We start from the raw sequence: 16,049 nt of genomic DNA, 5'->3' as shown, positions 1-16,049 counted from the left end.
AAGCAGCTTACGATCGGGAAGTACGCACTTTGCGCTCCGGTCCGAACCTGTAGGTAAGGCCGACACGTGACACCACGGCGGGCAGCACAGATAGAACGGGACAGAACATGACGGGGACGGATACCGCGAAAATCGATGCTTCACCCGACGCCTTTGCCGGAGACTGTTACGGCCGGGTGGTGCTCGATCAGCTCACCAGCCGATGGGGCTTTCTGGTCCTGGTCGCCCTGCGCGACGGCGAGCACAGGTTCTTCCAGCTACGCGACCGGATCAACGGCGTCAGCGAGAAGATGCTCGCCCAGACCCTGCGCATTCTGACCGGCAACGGCATGGTCGAACGCCACGTCACGCCCACCGTTCCGCCCGCCGTCAGTTACACCCTGACGCCGCTGGGCAGCAGCGCCGCCGAACCGTTGAACAACGTCTTCGAGTGGATCAAGGCGCACGCCGGCGAGATCGGCCAGCACCGTACTGGGTGAACCGCCCAGATCGGGATCACAGCTGAGTTTGCACATCACAGCTGTGGTGGCTGACTACTCGAGCTGTGATGCGAAAACTCAGCTGTGATGCGCGCCCGGCGCGGTGCCCAAGCATGGGGGACGGGGCGTGCCTCGCGGCCGGCTTGGGCAGGCGCCAAGATCACTACACTCACTACACTCAGCCCAGGTACGCGACGTGGCACCTGCCCACGCTGACAGGAGTGAATGGCGCGATGGCGAGTGGACTTTTTGCCTTGCTGGACGACGTCGCGGTGCTGGCGAAGGCCGCCGCCGCGTCCATCGATGACGTCGGTGCCGCCGCCGCGCGGGCCAGCGCGAAGGCAGTGGGCGTCGTCGTCGACGACACCGCGGTGACGCCGCGCTACGTGCAGGGCATCGCGGCCGAGCGCGAGTTGCCGATCATCAAGAAGATCGCCGTCGGCTCGCTGCGGAACAAGATCATTTTCATTTTGCCGGCGATCATGCTGCTCAGCCAGTTCGCCGAGTGGGCCGTCACCCCGCTGCTGATGCTGGGCGCCACCTTCCTCTGCTACGAGGGTGCCGAGAAAATCTGGGAGAAGCTGCTCGGCCACGCCAAGCACGCGGAGGAAACCGGCCCGGTCGACGAGCAGCAGGTGGTCACCAACGCCACCCGTACCGACTTCATCCTTTCCACCGAGATCATGGTGATCTCGCTGAACGAGGTCACCTCCGAGCCGTTCTTCCTGCGGCTGGTGGTGCTGCTGGTGGTCGCCGTGGTGATCACCCTGCTGGTCTACGGCGTTGTCGGCCTGATCGTGAAGATGGACGACGGCGGCCTGAAGCTGGCCCAGAGCGAGTCGCCGTTCTGGCAGAAGTTCGGCCGCGGCCTTGTCGCCGCGATGCCCAAGGTGCTGAATGTGCTTTCGGTCGTCGGCGTGGTCGCGATGCTGTGGGTCGGCGGGCACATCCTGCTGGTCGGCATGGACGACCTCGGCTTCAGCGCGCCGTACGACCTGGTGCACCACATCGAGGAGCCGGTCGCCGGAATCGCCGGTGTCGGCGGCATTCTCGGCTGGATCGTCAACACCCTCTGCTCGGCCATTCTCGGCTTCATCGTCGGCAGCATCGTTGTGCTCATCGTGACGCCGATCCGCAATGCGATCACCCGCCGCAAGGAACACAAGCAGGCCGCCGCACCTGCGAAGCCAGCAGCGGCCGACAAGGCAGCCGCCGACGATGCGGCGCGGCACGATGTGACGGCGCGGGAACCCGGCCAACCGCCCGCCGGCACCGCCACCGACTCCCACTAACTCCCACTGACCGCGGCGGCCGGCCGCACCCGACGCGCTGTCGGCGGCGGCTGGCAGAGTGCAGGCCATGGCTGAGCGCCCCGATGTTCCGGTAGCGGTGTTGCGGCGGGTGCGCGCGATGTGCCGGGCACTGCCGGAATGCCGCGAGCAGGACGCCTGGGTCGGGGTGCGCTGGCGGGTCGCCTCCAGCACCGTTTGTCACGTCTTCGGCGGCGAGGACGGACGGATCAGGATCACCTTCCGCGCCGAGCCGGACGAGGTGCTGGCGCTGGAACACATGGGGGAGCCGTACTTCCGGGCCGGCTGGGGCAGCAACGTCGTCGGCCTGCTGCTCGACGCCGACACCGACTGGGGCGAGCTCGGCGAGCTGCTCACCGACTCCTACCTGCTGCTGGCGCCGCGCCGGCTGGCCGAGCAGGTGCAACGCCCGGCCGGTCCGCAGGCACCTACCGGCGGCTCAGGGCCAGCGCGCCGAGCACCAAACCGGCACTGACCAACGGCGGCCCTGCTGCTCCGAGCCGCTCGAAGGCCACCCCGGCCACGATCGGCCCCAGCACCGCGCCGAGGTTCAACGCCACCGTCGAGAACGCCCCGCTCAGCGTCGGCGCGCCGTGCGCGGACGCCATGATGCGGGCAATCATGGTGCTGCCCAACGCAAACGACAATCCGCCGAGCAGCAACGCCAGCGTCCACAACACCCAGGCCTGGCCGGCGCCGGCCGCGAGTAGCAGCCAACCGCCGGCCGTCAGCGGCAGGCAGAGTGCCAGCAAACGGCGCCAGTGACTGTGGGCCCAGCGCCCGGCCAGCGTCACCCCGGCAAAAGCTCCCAACCCGAACAGCGCCAGCAGTGCCGCGACGGCCGGCTCCGGCACGGCGGCCGGCCCGGTGGCGATCGCCGCGAGATAGGTGAAGGTGCCGAAGGTGGCGGCGTTCACCAGCACCGCCAGCAGCAGCGCGCTGCGCAGCGAACCGTGGCGCAGCACCGTCAGCTCGCCGGTCAACGGTGCGGAAACCGTTGCCGCGCTGGACGATCGGCGCGGCATGGTCAGCACCACGGCTATCAAGGGGCCGATGCTGATCGCCGCGATTGCCCACATTGCCGAGCGCCAACCCCACAGCGACCCCAGTGCCGCGCCGGCCGGCACCCCGGCGATCAGCGCCAGCGTCGTCCCGCCGAGGATCACGGCCAGCGCCCGCGCCTGTCGCTGCGCCGGCACCAGCGTGACCACCGTCGACAGGGGTGACGGCCAGGAACCCGGCGTTGGCCACGGCGGCCAGCACTCTGGTGGCCAGCAGCACCGCGAAGCTGCCGGTGAGCGCGCCGACCACATGCGCGGCAATGAAGGTGGCAAGAAAACCGGCAAGCGTCCAGCGCGGCGGTAGTCGGCGCGCCAGCACCGCCAGCACCGCCAGCGCCGGCGCGCCGACCACCATGCCGAGCGCGAAAGCCGAAGTGAGCAGCCCGGCGCTGGCCGGCGACACCTTCAGATCGGCGGCGATGCCGGGCAAAAGCCCGGCGAGAACGAACTCCGAGGTGCCCTGCGCGAACACCGCGACGGCGAGCAGATACAACAACACAGGCATGCGAGAACCTCCGGTGGGCAAGCGGGTGGGCGGAAAACGCGCACCGGCAACACCGGGACTCGGATGCACAACAGTGACGGCTGAGCGGGTTCCGCGGTGTGATCACCAGCGGGCTGTCACCGGCAAAAACAGGGAGGGACTGCTCAGCGTGCGGGCATCGGGCCACCGGCTATGCCGGCAGCCCTGCTCTGTCTGAGATCGGAGAACTCACGCAGGTCACCGTACCGGTGCCGGCAACCGCACCGGCGTCCCGGACCAACAGCCCGGACCAACAGCCCGGACCACGAGCCCAGACCTACAGTCGCGATTCGGACAAGCCCGTGCAACCAAAGCGAGCCGGGCGCCGTCCAGTCCGCAGCACCCGGTTGTTGCGGGTCGGCGGCGGCTTCGGGAGGAACGATGAGCAACCTCGGAACGAATCAGCGGGCAGCGGGTGGAGTGCGCGGTTCGCTGCGGCGACACCGCCGGTGGTGGGTGCTCGGCGCCGCAGCGCTCGCGCTGATCGTGCTGGTGACGACGGTCGTCGTTACCGGCGGCGGGTCGAACCCGGCGGGCCGTCCGGGCCCGGCCGGCGCATCCAGCGGCGAGAATGAGCCGTCGGCGCCCGGTTCCGGACCCGGCAGCGGTTCCGGCGCCACGACCGAGCCTGGCGGCGGGAACGCGACCCCCGGCCAGGGTCGGGTATTGCCCGCGGGGCTGCGGTTGTCGGCCGGGTCCGGCCCTGCCACTCCGGCCGCCGAAACGCCGGTGGCCGACGGCACCCCGCTCGATCAGCAAACCCTTGGCCGGCTGCTCGGCCGGCTCCCCGCGTGGACGCCGACGGCGACCGGCGGCAGCCCGTACCGCTGGCCCGCGCAGACCATCAAGAAGCCGGAAAGCACCCAGCAGAACAACCAGCGGTTCCCCTCGGCAGCCGCCAGCCAGAACCCGCCGCAGAAGCCGGCGGGCACTCCCGGCGGGCCGCTCACCGTGCTCCGCATTCAACCTGAGGGCAAGGTCGCGATCGCCCCCAACCTGTCCATCACCTTCAGCCAGCCGATGGTCCCGGTCACCACCGTCGGGCAACTGAAGGATCTGCCGGTCCCGGCGCGGCTCAGCCCCGACGTGCCCGGGCGGTGGGAGTGGATCGGTACCAGCACACTGCGTTTCGTCGCAGAGACCGGCAGCAAGAAGGCGCCCGTCGACCGACTGCCGATGGCGACCGACTACACCGTCACCATCCCGGTCGGCACCCGGTCCCAATCCGGCAACGCGCTCGCCAAGCCCGTCACCGCCAGGTTCAGCACACCGCCGCCGAGCGTCACCAGCTTCACCCCCGGTGACGAGGAGCCGACAGCGCTGCGCCCGGTGCTGGTCGCCGTGTTCGATCAGCGGATCGAGGAGAAAACGTTGCTGCCCAAGCTGTCCCTGACCGCCGGCGATACCAGCTGGCCGATCCGGAAGGCCACCGCGGCTGAGATCGACGCCGACCACCAGGCCGCGAGAACCATCGACTCCGCCACCCCTGGGCGGTTCATTGCCGTTGTCCCCGAACGTGACCTGCCGGTCGGCACCAGCGCAACGCTCACCGTCGCTCCCGGTACGCCGTCCGCGGAAGGGCCGCTGCCCACCATGTCGGAACAGCGCTTCTCGTTCACCACCCACGGTCCGATGGAGCTGACCACCACCGATTGCGGCGGGGCGACCTGTGGCCCCGGCTCATCGCTGCAACTGACGTTCAGCAACCCGATCGACGAGAAAGCCTTCGATCCCGGCACCGTCGCCATCACCCCGAAGCTGGACGGCGCGGTGGTCGCCGCGTCGGGTCAGGGCATCGTGATCACCGGTCCGACGGCCGCGCGGACCACCTACCGCATACGCGTTGACGCCGGACTCAAGGACACCTTCGGGCAGCGGCTGGCGGCGCCGGTGGACACCACCATCTCCATTGGTGCTGCCCAGCAACAACTCTCGGCGTTCGACTCGCCGGTCACCACCGTCGACCCGATGCTGGACAAGCCGCAGATCTCCGTCACCTCGGCGATCCACCGGCAGGTTCGAGTCAGGGTGTACGCGGTGGAACTCGAAGACTGGGCCGGGTACCTGGCGTGGTACGTCAAGGCCAACCAGAGCGATGCGCCCATCGCCCCGCCCACGTCGTGGCGGCAGTTGTCCGATCGCACCCTGCCGGTCAATCGTCCGGGAGATTCGTTGTCCACCACCGCCATCGATCTCTCCGCCGACCTCAACGCACAGCGGCGCCAGGCGGTAGTGCTGGTCGAACCGACCGAACCGGTGACCGGCGACGGCAAGTACGCCAACCGGCCGAGCGCCAGCTGGGTCCAGCTCACCACCATCGGTGTCGACACGGTCGCCGATGCCGGCAACGCCACCACCTGGGTCACCGATCTGCGCGACGGCAAGCCGATCGCGGGGGTGCAGGTGCAGCTGATCGGTCCCGGCGGTGCCACCGGCGATTCCGTCACCACCGACGCCAAGGGACTGGCGCGGCTCCCACTGGACGCCGGCGGAACCGCCCTGCTCGCCACCGGCGACGAACAGCAGGCGTTGCTCCCGGCGAGCCTGTGGAACGACATCGGATGGCGGCGCGCCGACCAACCGAACCGGCTGCTGTGGTACCTCACCGACGACAGGCAGACCTACCGGCCGGGAGAGAAGGTGTCGGTCAAGGGTTGGGTGCGGCAGCAAAGTTCTGACCCTGCAACAAGACTCAGCATTCCGGGCACCGGCACCGTGCGGTGGAGTGCCACCGACGGCAACGGCGTCAGCATCGGCCGGGGCACCGCCAAGGTGAATGGTTCCGGCGGCTTCGACCTAACCGTGACCGTTCCGGCGGGGGCCAACCTCGGCGCCGCCCGGCTGTCCACCACCCTGACCGGCAGCGCCGAGAGCGCCGATACCGGCGAGCACACCTTCCAGATCGCCGACTTCCGGACGCCGGCCTTCGAGGTCGCCACCCGGCGGGTGGACACCGCTCCCGCCGTCAGAGGCAGCGACCTTGCGGTACAGGCCGACGCCACCTATTACGCCGGGGGAGCGCTGGGCGAGGCCACCGTCGACTGGCAGGTGCGCACCGCAGAGGCCAGCTACGCCCCACCCGGTTGGCAACAGTTCAGCTTCGGCCGCTGGCGCCCGTGGTGGTTGAGCGAGGGCGTCGCGCGCAGCCAGTACGGCGACGTGATGCCGCCCGGACCCGGCGGCACCAGGGACGACAACGTCCAACACTTCAGCGGAACCACCGACGGCGCCGGCCGCGACTATCTCGACGTGCAGGTCGGTGATCTCGGTGCGGACACCGCCGGGTACCCGGTGACGGTGACCGCCCAAGCCAGCGTGACCGACGTCAACCGGCAGCAGATCGCCGACAGCACAGACGTTGTGGTGCATCCTGCCGACGCCTACGTCGGGGTCAGCGGCGACGGGACGTTCATCGGTCGGGGTCAGCCCCTCACCGTCAACCTCATCGCCACCGACATCGCCGGCACCGCTGTAGCCGGGCGGGCCATCACCGTGACGGCCGCCAAGGTGACCAGCAGTTGGGCCGGCGGCGAGACCTCCGAAACGTTGTCGGACAAGCAGACCTGCACCGTCCGCTCCACCGCCAAGCCGGTCGACTGCACCTTCAGGCCGAAGGCCGGTGGGCAGTATCGCATCACCGCCACCGTCACCGACGCCAAGGGCCGCACCAGCCGCACCGAGGTCAGCCGCTGGGTGGCCGGCCGCGACGACTCGATCGACACCCGGGTCGACCAGCAGCAGCTCACCCTGATCCCGGACAAGAAGCAGTACCGGCCAGGAGACACCGCGGTGCTGTTCGTCCAGGGGCCGATCGCCGCTGGAACCGGGCTGATCACGTTGAACCACAACGGCATCGTCTCGAGCAACACCTTCACGGTGCAGGACGGAACGGCGCAGGTGCGGGTCCCGGTGACCGACGCTCTGCTGCCGGCGGTGACCGCCAACGTCGAGGTGGTCGGCACCGTGCCACGCGGCACCGCTCCCGGTAACCGGCCGGCCTACGCGACCGGCCGGGTGGACCTTGCGGTCTCCACCGCCGGCCGCGAACTGACCGTCACCGCCAAGCCGAGGCAGCAGGCCGTGAAGCCCGGCGGAAAGACCACCGTCGACGTGACCGTCAAGGACGCGAACGGAAAACCGGTGCAAGGCAGCGAATTCGAGGTTGCCGTCGTGGACGAGGCGGTGCTGGCGCAGAGCGACTACCAGCTTGCCGACCCGCTCGCCGCGTTCTATCCGGTCGGCAACACCGAAGTCGACACCCGGTTCGGCCGGTCGCTGGTGATGCTGGGCCCGCAACAACTTTCGCCGCAGTCCGGCGGGGACTCGACGGCAGCCGGCGCCATGGAGTCCGTCGCCGGTGGCAGCGCAGCCGGCGCGGCCACCGGCGACCAACGCACCGCCGCCCAGGGCGACCAGGGCGCGCCCGCCGCGGCCGCGCCGGCCAAGAGCGGGCCGACGCAGCCCCAAATCCAGTTGCGCAACAACTTCGACGCGCTGGCCCTGTTCCGCCCGTCCGTGCTCACCGGGCCCGACGGCAGCGCCGCGGTGCCGGTGACGCTGCCGGACAATCTCACCCGCTACCGGGTGATGGTCGTCGCCGTTGCCGGCGAAGCACAGTTCGGCACCGGCGAGGCCACGCTGACCGCCGCGCTGCCGCTGACCGTCCGGCCCACCGCACCCCGTTTCCTGAATTTCGGTGACAAGGCCGAGGTTCCGGTGCTGGTGCAGAACACCACGGACACCCCGCAGACCGCCCAGGTCGCGCTGCAGGGAGCGAACCTGACCGTCGCCGGAGCCGGAACCGGTGCGACCGCCGGCGCCGTCGGCAAGCAGGTTCAGGTGCCGGCCAAGAGCCGGGTCGAGGTGCGTTTCGCCGTCACGGCCGACCGCGCCGGCACCGCCGAGTTCCGGGTCGCTGCGGCTGCCGCCGACGATCCGGCGGCAGCGGATGCCGCACAGCTGACGCTGCCGGTGTACACCCCCAGCACCTCAGAGGCCTTCGCCAGCTACGGATCGCTGGACGGCAATACCGTGCTGGACCAGCGAGTGCAGTCGCCTACCGGGGTGATCGACGCCTTCGGCGGCCTGCAGGTGAGCACCTCGTCGACCGCACTGACCCGGCTGTCCGACGCGCTCGGCTATCTCGCCGATTACGACTACGACTCGTCCGATGCGATGGCCACCAAGGTGTTGGCGATCGCCTCGGTCGGCAGCGTGCTGCAGTCGTTCTCCGCCCCTGAGCTGCCTTCGCCGGACGCTCTGCGCAAGCAGGTGAACGGCAACATCGACAAGCTGATCCGACTGCAGAACGACGACGGCGGGTATCCGTTCTGGCGCAAGGGCGAGAAGTCGCAGCCGTTCACCTCCGTCCAAGCCACCCAGGCGCTGCTGGTGGCCAAGAAGAACGGCTTCGACGGTGCGTCCGCCGGCCGCAGGGACGCCGCTGTGCGGTCGGCGCTGCAGTACCTGGCCAAGATCCGCGATCTCGGTGGGGCGCCGGACGCCCGGCCCGCCGAGACCGGGGCAGGCAAAGACGCCGGCCCTGCCGCCGATCCTGCTGCTCCCATCGGCGCCGAGCAGGGGAACGCCTACTGGTACGAGCACCAGAATCTGCGGGACGATCGCGCCGAGGCGTTCACCTCCTGGCTGCAGGGCGGGGTGTACTCCTACAGCTACCAGGCCAGGGCCACCGTGCCAGGAACCTTTGTCGCGCCACCGACCAAGGCCGAGCAGATGTACGCACCGGAAACCTTTGGGCGCAGCGCTTCCGACCGGGTGGTGATCGGTTAGGCGCCCGGCACCGTGCCGCTGTTCGGTGGCCGTTGCGGGAGGTTCTCCAGCGCGGTGACGCAGGACTCCAGGCCGCTGCGCAGCTGCTGGAGCCGGCGGTCGGACAGCAGCGACACCATGATGGTCTCGACCTGGATGACGCGGGCCGCCGCAGTGCGTAGCAGGGTGTCGCCGGCCGGGGTCAGCTCGATGGGGCGGCTGCGTCCGGACGGCGCGGTGTCGGGTCGCGTGATCAGGTCCCGGTCTTGCAGGCCCTTGACCACCAGGTTCATCGCCTGCCGGGAGACGAAGGCGCCGCGCGCCAGCTCGGCGCCGCTGAGTCCCGGCTCGGCGCCGAGCAGTTCGAGGCAGGCGTACTGCGGAACCGTCAGGCCGAGCGGGCGTAACACGTCGTCCATCCGGGCGCGCAGCACACTGTCCACCTGCTTGAGCAGATAACCAACTCGGTCGGAGAAGCGCCCCGGTTGTTGCCGCGATCCCGTCACGTCTGTAGCCATGTCAATAGCTTGACACATGACGAATCCGGGTGCAGGCTGAGTCTCGTGTCAACATATTGACACTGAACAGTCAACTGTGTCGATCGTGAAGGAGCAACAGACATGCCAGTGACGACAACGAATCCAGCCGGCGCCAGCGCGGTGACCGGGTGCGACTTCATCGCCCTGCAGGTGCAGGATCTGGAGCAGGCGGCGAGTTTCTACCGCGATGTCCTCGGCCTGGTGCCGGCGCCGGCCAGCCCGCCGGGTGCAGTGGTGTTCGACACCGCGCCCATCCCGTTTGCGGTGCGTGAGCCGTTGCCGGGTGTCGACCTGGCAGCCGCGGCGCCGCGGCCAGGGGTGGGCGTTGCGCTCTGGCTGGCCACCGCCGACGCGGACGGGCTGCACCAGCGGTTGCGGGCTGCCGACGTGCCGATCGTCGCGCCGCCCAGCGACGGGCCCTTCGGCCGGATGTTCAGCTTCACCGATCCACAGGGCTATCTGCTCACGGTGCATGGCAGCGCACCCGAGGCGGCGGCACGCTGACCGCAGTCACCCGTAGCCGCCGCCGGGCGCGCTCGGGTTACGCGTCGCCGCTGCCCGCCGCGTGCATCAGCGCGGAAGATCGGCCACCGAACTCGGTGCCCGATCTTCCGCGCTGAGCTCCAGTGCCGGGCAATGCCGGCCGGGGACGGCATCAGCGCTTCTCGCAGGCGATGCCGTCCCGGTCAGCGTCCCGCTTGGTGTTCAGGTTGTAGACGGTGGTGCTGACCGTGAAGTTGGTGACGGGGCGGAAGCTCTTGGACTTGCTCTTCGAGCGGTCCTTCGCACCCTTCTTGCCGACACCGTGCGGGTAGTCCTTGTTCAGGGCAGCGCAGTTCGGATAGCTCTTGGGCTTCACCGTCTTTGCCGCGGCCGGGGGAGCGGCCAGCAGGGTCAGCGACAGCACGGCGGCGGCGGAGGCCGCGGTAAGACGACGCAACATGGCAAGGCCTTTGCAGCAGGGGTCGACGGCCGGCGAGCAGGGTAGGCGGTAGCCGGGTGGTCGGACCAGGAGGGGAACCAGCGGCTGGATTCAGCGCGGTTAGGCAAAGAATGACATATACCTGCCCCGTGGTCCAAATCAGCCCAACTCCGGCTCATTCACGCAGTTGAGAGGGCCGGACATGGCTTGAGATGAACGGCCGATGCCCGCCCCGGTCGAGGGTTGACCTCAACTCGGCTTGAACTCATACCGTCGCTGTGCCGCACCGAGCGGCGGGAAACGACGACGGGAGCATGCGCATGAGGATTCTAGTGACCGGCGCGACCGGCAGGGTCGGTGGCCGGGTGGTGCAGCGGCTGCTGGAGGAACCCGATGGACACCAGGTGTTCGCCGTGGTGCGCGACCGGGCTGCCGCGCTTCCCGCCGGGGTCGAGCCGGTGCCCGCCGACCTGACCGACCCCGGCTCGCTCGGCGCGCTGCGGCCGGCCGACGCCGCGTTCCTGCTGTTCCCCTCGATCGCCGGCGATCCTGCCGCGCCGCGAGTGGTGTCGGCCGTCGCCGACAGTGTTCGGGGCGCGGGCGGCCGCATCGTCTACCAGTCGGCGCACGGTGCCGATAGCGCCGCAGGGCAGGGCGGAATCATGGGTTCGCACACGCTGCTGGAGGGGCTGATCCGGGAGACAGGTGTGCCGTGGACCTTCTTGCGCAGCAGTGGTTTTGCTGCCAACACGCTCGGCTGGGCCGACAGCATTCGGGCGACCGGGACGGTGCGCTGGCCGGCCGCCGATGCCAGGCGGGCGTTGATCCACGAGGACGACCTCGCCGCCGTGGCGGTGCAGTCGCTGACCGGTGCCGGCGATCGGACAGCCGCCGGCGGCGATCAGATAGCCACCGGCGATCAGACACGCACCGGCACCCCTGGCGATCGGACACCCGGCGGCGCCGCGGGTCGGGCCGCGAGCGCACCGGGCCAACAGCACCAGGCCCAACCGAATCAGGCCCAACGGAATCAGGCCCTGCATCTGACCGGGCCGGAGCAACTCACCCAGCGCGAGTACGCCGAGCACATCGGCGAGGTGATCGGCCGCCCGGTCGCCTATGTCGAGCTGAGCCAGCAGCAGGCGATGAGCGAGCTGTTCGCCGGCCTGCCCGAGTCGTTCGCCAGGTCGATCATCGACGGCCAACGCGCGATGATCGACAACCCGGAGCCGGTCACCGACACGGTGGCCGAGCTGTTGGGGCGCCCGGCACAACCGTTCACTCGGTGGGTGGCCGATCACCGGGCGGCTTTCGCCGGCTGAGCCGGCCCGGTCGTTACCTCGACACCCCGCCGCACGTACCGGCGGAGGTCACAGCGACAGCTTCATCCCCAGATGCGTGCCCTCGAACCCGAGCCGCCGGTAGAACCGATGCGCGTCCTCACGTCGTTGATCGGTGGTGAGCTGAGCCAGTACCGCGCCGCGCTCGCGGCCGTGCTCCAGCGCCCACCGGATCAGCTCGGAACCGACGCCGGTGCCGCGGGCCGCAGGGGCGATCCGCACTGCTTCGATGATCATCCGAGTCGCTCCGCGCCGGGACAGCCCTGCAACGAACGACAGCTGCAGGGTGCCCACCACCTCATCGGCCTCGGCTTCGCCGGTCGCCGCAGCCGGGCTCGGCGGCAGCAGCGCGACCAGCAGTTGCCGCGGATCCGCCGTGATCTCGGCGAAGGCGGCGGCGTACTCGGCCCCGTCCGGAGCGGACTCCCGGGCGGTGGCGATCGGATCGTCCGCGAGCAGCCGGACCATCGCCGGAACATCCTGCGGCCGCGCGGCGATCACCCTGAAGCCACCGGAAAGCGTTGCCAGCACAGGGGTATCGCTGGTGTCCGGCGTGGTGCTGTCGCGGTCGGAGGCGGTCATCAGCTCAGGCTAGCGATCTCGCGGATGGCTTTCGCTCCCGCCCTTTCCCACCTGGCCGGCGTCGACCGGCACTTCATCGCTCTTGTCGGTCAGGCCTTCGCGCTCGTCGCGTTCGGCCCATTCCAGTAGCGGCGCAAGGGAAAACACCGCCTCGTCGATGCCGGCATGCAGGTCGCCAAGCTCGGCGAAGCGGGCCGGCACGGTGCGGATGGTGAAGTCCCTCGGGTCGACGTCGGGAATCTCCGCCCAACGGATCGGCGTCGAGACCCTGGCATCGGGCATCCCACGCACCGAGTAGGCGGCGGCGATGGTGTGGTCGCGAGCATTCTGGTTGTAGTCGACGAACACCAGCGACGGATCACGATCCTTGCGCCACCAAGTGGTGGTGACGTCCTGCGGCGCCCGGCGTTCCACCTCGCGGGCAAAGGCCAGCGCGGCGCGGCGCACATCGGTGAAGCTGTGGTCTGGTGCCACCCGCACGTAGATGTGCAATCCCTTGCCACCAGAGGTTTTCGGCCAGCCGACGGCGCCGAGGTCATCGAGCACCTCGTGCACCACGTCGGCCACCCGCTGCACCCTGGAGAACGGACAGGTCGGGCCCGGGTCAAGGTCGATCCGCCACTCGTCGGGGCGCTCCACATCTGCACTGCGGCTGTTCCACGGGTGGAACTCGACGGTCGACATCTGCACCGCCCAGATCACGTCGGCGAGCTTTTCCACACACAGCTCGTCCGCTGTCCGCTTGAAACGCGGAAAGAACACCTGAACGGTCGGCAGCCACTCGGGAGCGCCCTTGGGCACCCGCTTCTGGTGCACCTTGTCGCCGGTCAGGCCGGACGGAAAACGATGCAGCATGCACGGCCGGTCGCGCAGCGCGTTGACGATGCCGGGGCCGACCGCCTGGTAGTACTGCGCCAGCTCCAGCTTGCTGGCGCCGATCTCGGGGAAGTACATGCGCTCGGGTGAGGTGAACCGGATCGGGAGCCCGTCCACCTGCAACTCGATCGGCTTGCCCACGGCGTCATCGGCTTTGGCTGCCACCCGCCGAACATACCGGCGTGGTGCTGCGGACGCAGCGACGCTGCGCCGACGGCAACACAGTCGCCGGGAGCGCACCCGCCACCCGGACCAACTCTTGGTGTTGGGAGCCATTGTTGGGGTCCATTGCACCGGGCCCCGGCGGCCGGCGGATGCAGACAGTCGGGTAGCTGCGGCACAGTCGGTTAGCAGCTCAGCCGGACAGCAGCGGCTCAGTCGGTTAGCAGCTCAGCCGGGCAACAGCAGCTCAGCCGGACAGCAGCTCAGTCGGGCAGCAGTGGCACCGCGAGACCGGAGTCGCGGCCCAGCAGCGCGGCTCTGCCCACGGCAGCGGACCCGAACCGGTCGCGGATGGCGTCGAGCGCGGTGTCCAGCTCCGGCGGCGGCGCCGCGGCGTCACCAGGGAACGGCAGCGCCGGCTGGCCGGCGTCGTCCAGATTGCTGACGGCCACCCCGATCAGGGTGACGCCGCGCTCGGCGATCAGGGTGCCGGCGGCGTCCAGCAGGCCACGGGCGGCGGCCAACACCTCGGCGGTCGAATCGGTGCCGTCCCACCGCGTTGTCGAGCGGGTGACCCGTTGGAAGTCTGCGAATCGGAGCCGCAGCGTGACGGTACGGCCGCGTCTTCCCGCGGTGCGCAGCCGCCGGACCACCCGGTCGACCAGCGCCGTCAGCGAGCCGTCCAATTCGGCCCTGGTGTGCCGGCCACGACCGAGAGCATGTTGCGCCCCAATGGATTTGCGCCGCCGGCGGGTCTGCACCACGCGCTCGTCGGCCAGCGCGGCGAGCCCGGCAAGATGCCGGCCGGTATGCGCGCCCAGCAGCGCGATCAGCGCGGCGGTGTCGGTGGCGGCCACATCGGCCACCGTCCGCAGCCCAAGGGTGTGCAGTTTGTCGGCGGTGACCTTCCCGACGCCCCAGAGCCGCTCCACCGGCAGTGGATGCAGAAACGCCCGCTCGCCGTCCGGTGGGACCAGCAGCAGTCCGTCCGGCTTCGCCGACCCGGACGCCACCTTTGCCAGAAACTTGGTGCGGGCGATCCCGACGCTGATCGGCAACCCGACCTCGGCCCGCACCCGCTGCCGCAGCCGGTGCGCAATGTGCTCGGGCGACCCGGCCAGCCGGCCGAGGCCGCCGACATCGAGAAAGGCCTCGTCGATCGACACCGGCTCCACCAGCGGAGTGGTGTCGCGAAAGATCTTGAACACCGCGCGGCTGGCCTCGGTGTAGGCGGAGAACCGGGGCGGCACCTCCACCAGCTCGGGGCACAGCGCCCTTGCCATCGCCGAACCCATGGGCGTGCTGACCCCGCACGCCTTCGCCTCGTACGACGCCGCCAGCACGATGCCGCCGCCCACCGCCACCGGACGGCCGCGCAATGCCGGCTGGTCGCGCTGCTCGACCGAGGCGTAGAACGAGTCGAGATCGGCGTGCAGGATCCCGGCCGCGGCGGTGCGCCTGGCCGCATGTGGCATCGCCGACCTCTCTTCGGACACGAACGCATGTTCGCATGCGGTGCCGACAGTGCCGGTGGACATCGACGTAGGCCTGTGCACCCGAGGCTGCGCACCCTAGGATCCACAGTCGTGAACCCACCCGCGGGCGCGGACGCCGCAGCGCACCCGCCAGACACCATCGGAGCCGCCGCCGAGGCAGCCGGCGCGTGCCCGGCCGCATCCCCGGTATCCGAATCGGGCGCCGGCCCTGATTCGGATTCCGCGACGGTGTCCGCCGCCGAACTGGTGCGCCGAGCCCGCAGGGACGCGCGGGAGTCGCTGGCCCGCTGGCGCCCGCGCGCGCTGGCCGGCCGAACCAGCTACCGGCAACGGGTGGTCGGAGCAGCGGCTCTGGTGGCAGCCGTCAGCGGCATATTCGGTGGGCTGCAAGGAGTTCCGGCGCAGGCCGCGGTTCCGCAGGTGCCGGTCGGTACGCCGATCGACACGCCGCAATGGCGGGTCACCGTCGAGAAGGTCCAGCTGTATCGCCCCGACGCGTTCGCGCCGACACTGCGCATCAGCCAGCCGGGCCGGCACTGGCTGGTGGTGGTCACCACCATGGCGGTCGCGGCGGACGAGCCGATGACGCCCGCTGCCGGCTCCGGCTCAGCTGCGAAGGCGGCCGTCACGCTGCCCGACGAGCCCGGCCTGAACTCCGCCAATCCCGACCAGGTGCTGATCGTCAGCGACGGCACCGTCAACCCCACCCTGCAGCCCGGCGTCCCCGAGCAGGTGGCGTTCTTCTGGGAACAGCAGGACAGCGCCGGCACCACCGGCGCAGCCGCGGCGTCCGCGGGCCAACCGGCGTCCGGAGCGAGCCCGTCCGGGACCGGATCGAGCCAGCCCGGCACCGGACCGAACGCGCGCGTCGAAGTGAACTCGGAGCAGCAGCGCCGGTGGGTCACCAACCAAGAGCTGCGCTGGGGCGACCCGGCCGCGAAAGCCGTTGTGGTTGCCCCGATCCGGCCGTTCCCGGCGGGGAGCTGATCG

The 16,049-nt window shown here is 70.0% G+C and carries 12 protein-coding genes and 1 pseudogene; 7 read left to right on the top strand and 6 right to left on the bottom strand.

Features of this window, described 5'->3' with window-relative positions:
• The first annotated feature begins 107 nt into the window (after window positions 1–107).
• The 3 genes from HKD39_RS10535 (at window position 108) to HKD39_RS10525 (ending at window position 2,264) form a co-directional block, all read left to right on the top strand.
• Entirely contained in the window at window positions 108–479 is a 372-nt protein-coding gene (locus HKD39_RS10535; RefSeq protein ID WP_171199829.1) for a winged helix-turn-helix transcriptional regulator, read from the top strand.
• A 233-nt stretch (window positions 480–712) separates the two neighbouring features.
• A complete protein-coding gene (locus HKD39_RS10530) occupies window positions 713–1,771 on the top strand; it encodes a DUF808 domain-containing protein (RefSeq protein ID WP_171199828.1) in 1,059 nt (352 codons plus the stop codon).
• Window positions 1,772–1,838: 67 nt separating this feature from the next.
• Entirely contained in the window at window positions 1,839–2,264 is a 426-nt protein-coding gene (locus tag HKD39_RS10525) for an MmcQ/YjbR family DNA-binding protein (RefSeq protein ID WP_171199827.1), read from the top strand.
• Here HKD39_RS10525 and HKD39_RS10520 read toward each other — a convergent pair.
• Window positions 2,218–3,355 (bottom strand): annotated as a pseudogene (locus HKD39_RS10520) (Cmx/CmrA family chloramphenicol efflux MFS transporter). The gene HKD39_RS10525 and the pseudogene HKD39_RS10520 overlap by 47 nt on opposite strands.
• A 399-nt stretch (window positions 3,356–3,754) precedes the next feature.
• On the opposite strand from HKD39_RS10520, the gene HKD39_RS10515 reads away from it, so the two are divergent.
• Window positions 3,755–9,163 (top strand): alpha-2-macroglobulin family protein, encoded by a 5,409-nt coding sequence (locus HKD39_RS10515; RefSeq protein WP_171199826.1) that lies wholly within the window; start codon window positions 3,755–3,757, stop codon window positions 9,161–9,163.
• On the opposite strand, the gene HKD39_RS10510 is transcribed toward HKD39_RS10515, so the two are convergent.
• Entirely contained in the window at window positions 9,160–9,660 is a 501-nt protein-coding gene (locus HKD39_RS10510; RefSeq protein WP_171199825.1) for a MarR family winged helix-turn-helix transcriptional regulator, read from the bottom strand. The genes HKD39_RS10515 and HKD39_RS10510 overlap by 4 nt on opposite strands.
• Window positions 9,661–9,762: 102 nt before the next feature.
• Between HKD39_RS10510 and HKD39_RS10505 the strand changes: the two genes are divergently transcribed.
• Entirely contained in the window at window positions 9,763–10,185 is a 423-nt protein-coding gene (locus HKD39_RS10505) for a VOC family protein (RefSeq protein WP_171199824.1), read from the top strand.
• A gap of 151 nt (window positions 10,186–10,336) precedes the next feature.
• Here HKD39_RS10505 and HKD39_RS10500 read toward each other — a convergent pair whose 3' ends face one another.
• Window positions 10,337–10,624: an excalibur calcium-binding domain-containing protein gene (locus HKD39_RS10500; RefSeq protein WP_171199823.1), complete on the bottom strand. Its 288-nt coding sequence runs from the start codon at window positions 10,622–10,624 to the stop codon at window positions 10,337–10,339.
• Window positions 10,625–10,923: 299 nt separating this feature from the next.
• On the opposite strand from HKD39_RS10500, the gene HKD39_RS10495 reads away from it, so the two are divergent.
• The gene (locus HKD39_RS10495) at window positions 10,924–11,925 is read left to right on the top strand and encodes an NAD(P)H-binding protein (protein ID WP_171199822.1); all 1,002 of its coding nucleotides are present in this window, start codon (window positions 10,924–10,926) and stop codon (window positions 11,923–11,925) included.
• 48 nt (window positions 11,926–11,973) lie between these two features.
• On the opposite strand, the gene HKD39_RS10490 is transcribed toward HKD39_RS10495, so the two are convergent.
• The 3 genes from HKD39_RS10490 to dinB form a co-directional block, all read right to left on the bottom strand.
• On the bottom strand, window positions 11,974–12,411 hold the full coding sequence (locus HKD39_RS10490; protein WP_343074685.1) for a GNAT family N-acetyltransferase: 438 nt from the start codon (window positions 12,409–12,411) through the stop codon (window positions 11,974–11,976).
• Between the two features lie 123 nt (window positions 12,412–12,534).
• Window positions 12,535–13,566, bottom strand: a complete 1,032-nt coding sequence (gene ligD / locus HKD39_RS10485) for a non-homologous end-joining DNA ligase (RefSeq protein ID WP_343074673.1) — start codon at window positions 13,564–13,566, stop codon at window positions 12,535–12,537.
• A gap of 260 nt (window positions 13,567–13,826) precedes the next feature.
• A complete protein-coding gene (gene dinB, locus HKD39_RS10480) occupies window positions 13,827–15,038 on the bottom strand; it encodes a DNA polymerase IV (protein ID WP_171199977.1) in 1,212 nt (403 codons plus the stop codon).
• Window positions 15,039–15,149: 111 nt separating this feature from the next.
• Between dinB and HKD39_RS10475 the strand changes: the two genes are divergently transcribed.
• A complete protein-coding gene (locus HKD39_RS10475; RefSeq protein WP_171199819.1) occupies window positions 15,150–16,046 on the top strand; it encodes a hypothetical protein in 897 nt (298 codons plus the stop codon).
• Window positions 16,047–16,049 lie beyond the last annotated feature (3 nt).

Origin of the sequence: Nakamurella aerolata (assembly GCF_013002705.1) — a bacterium.
Lineage (GTDB): Bacteria > Actinomycetota > Actinomycetes > Mycobacteriales > Nakamurellaceae > Nakamurella > Nakamurella aerolata.
This window is presented reverse-complemented; position numbering and strand designations above follow the sequence as displayed.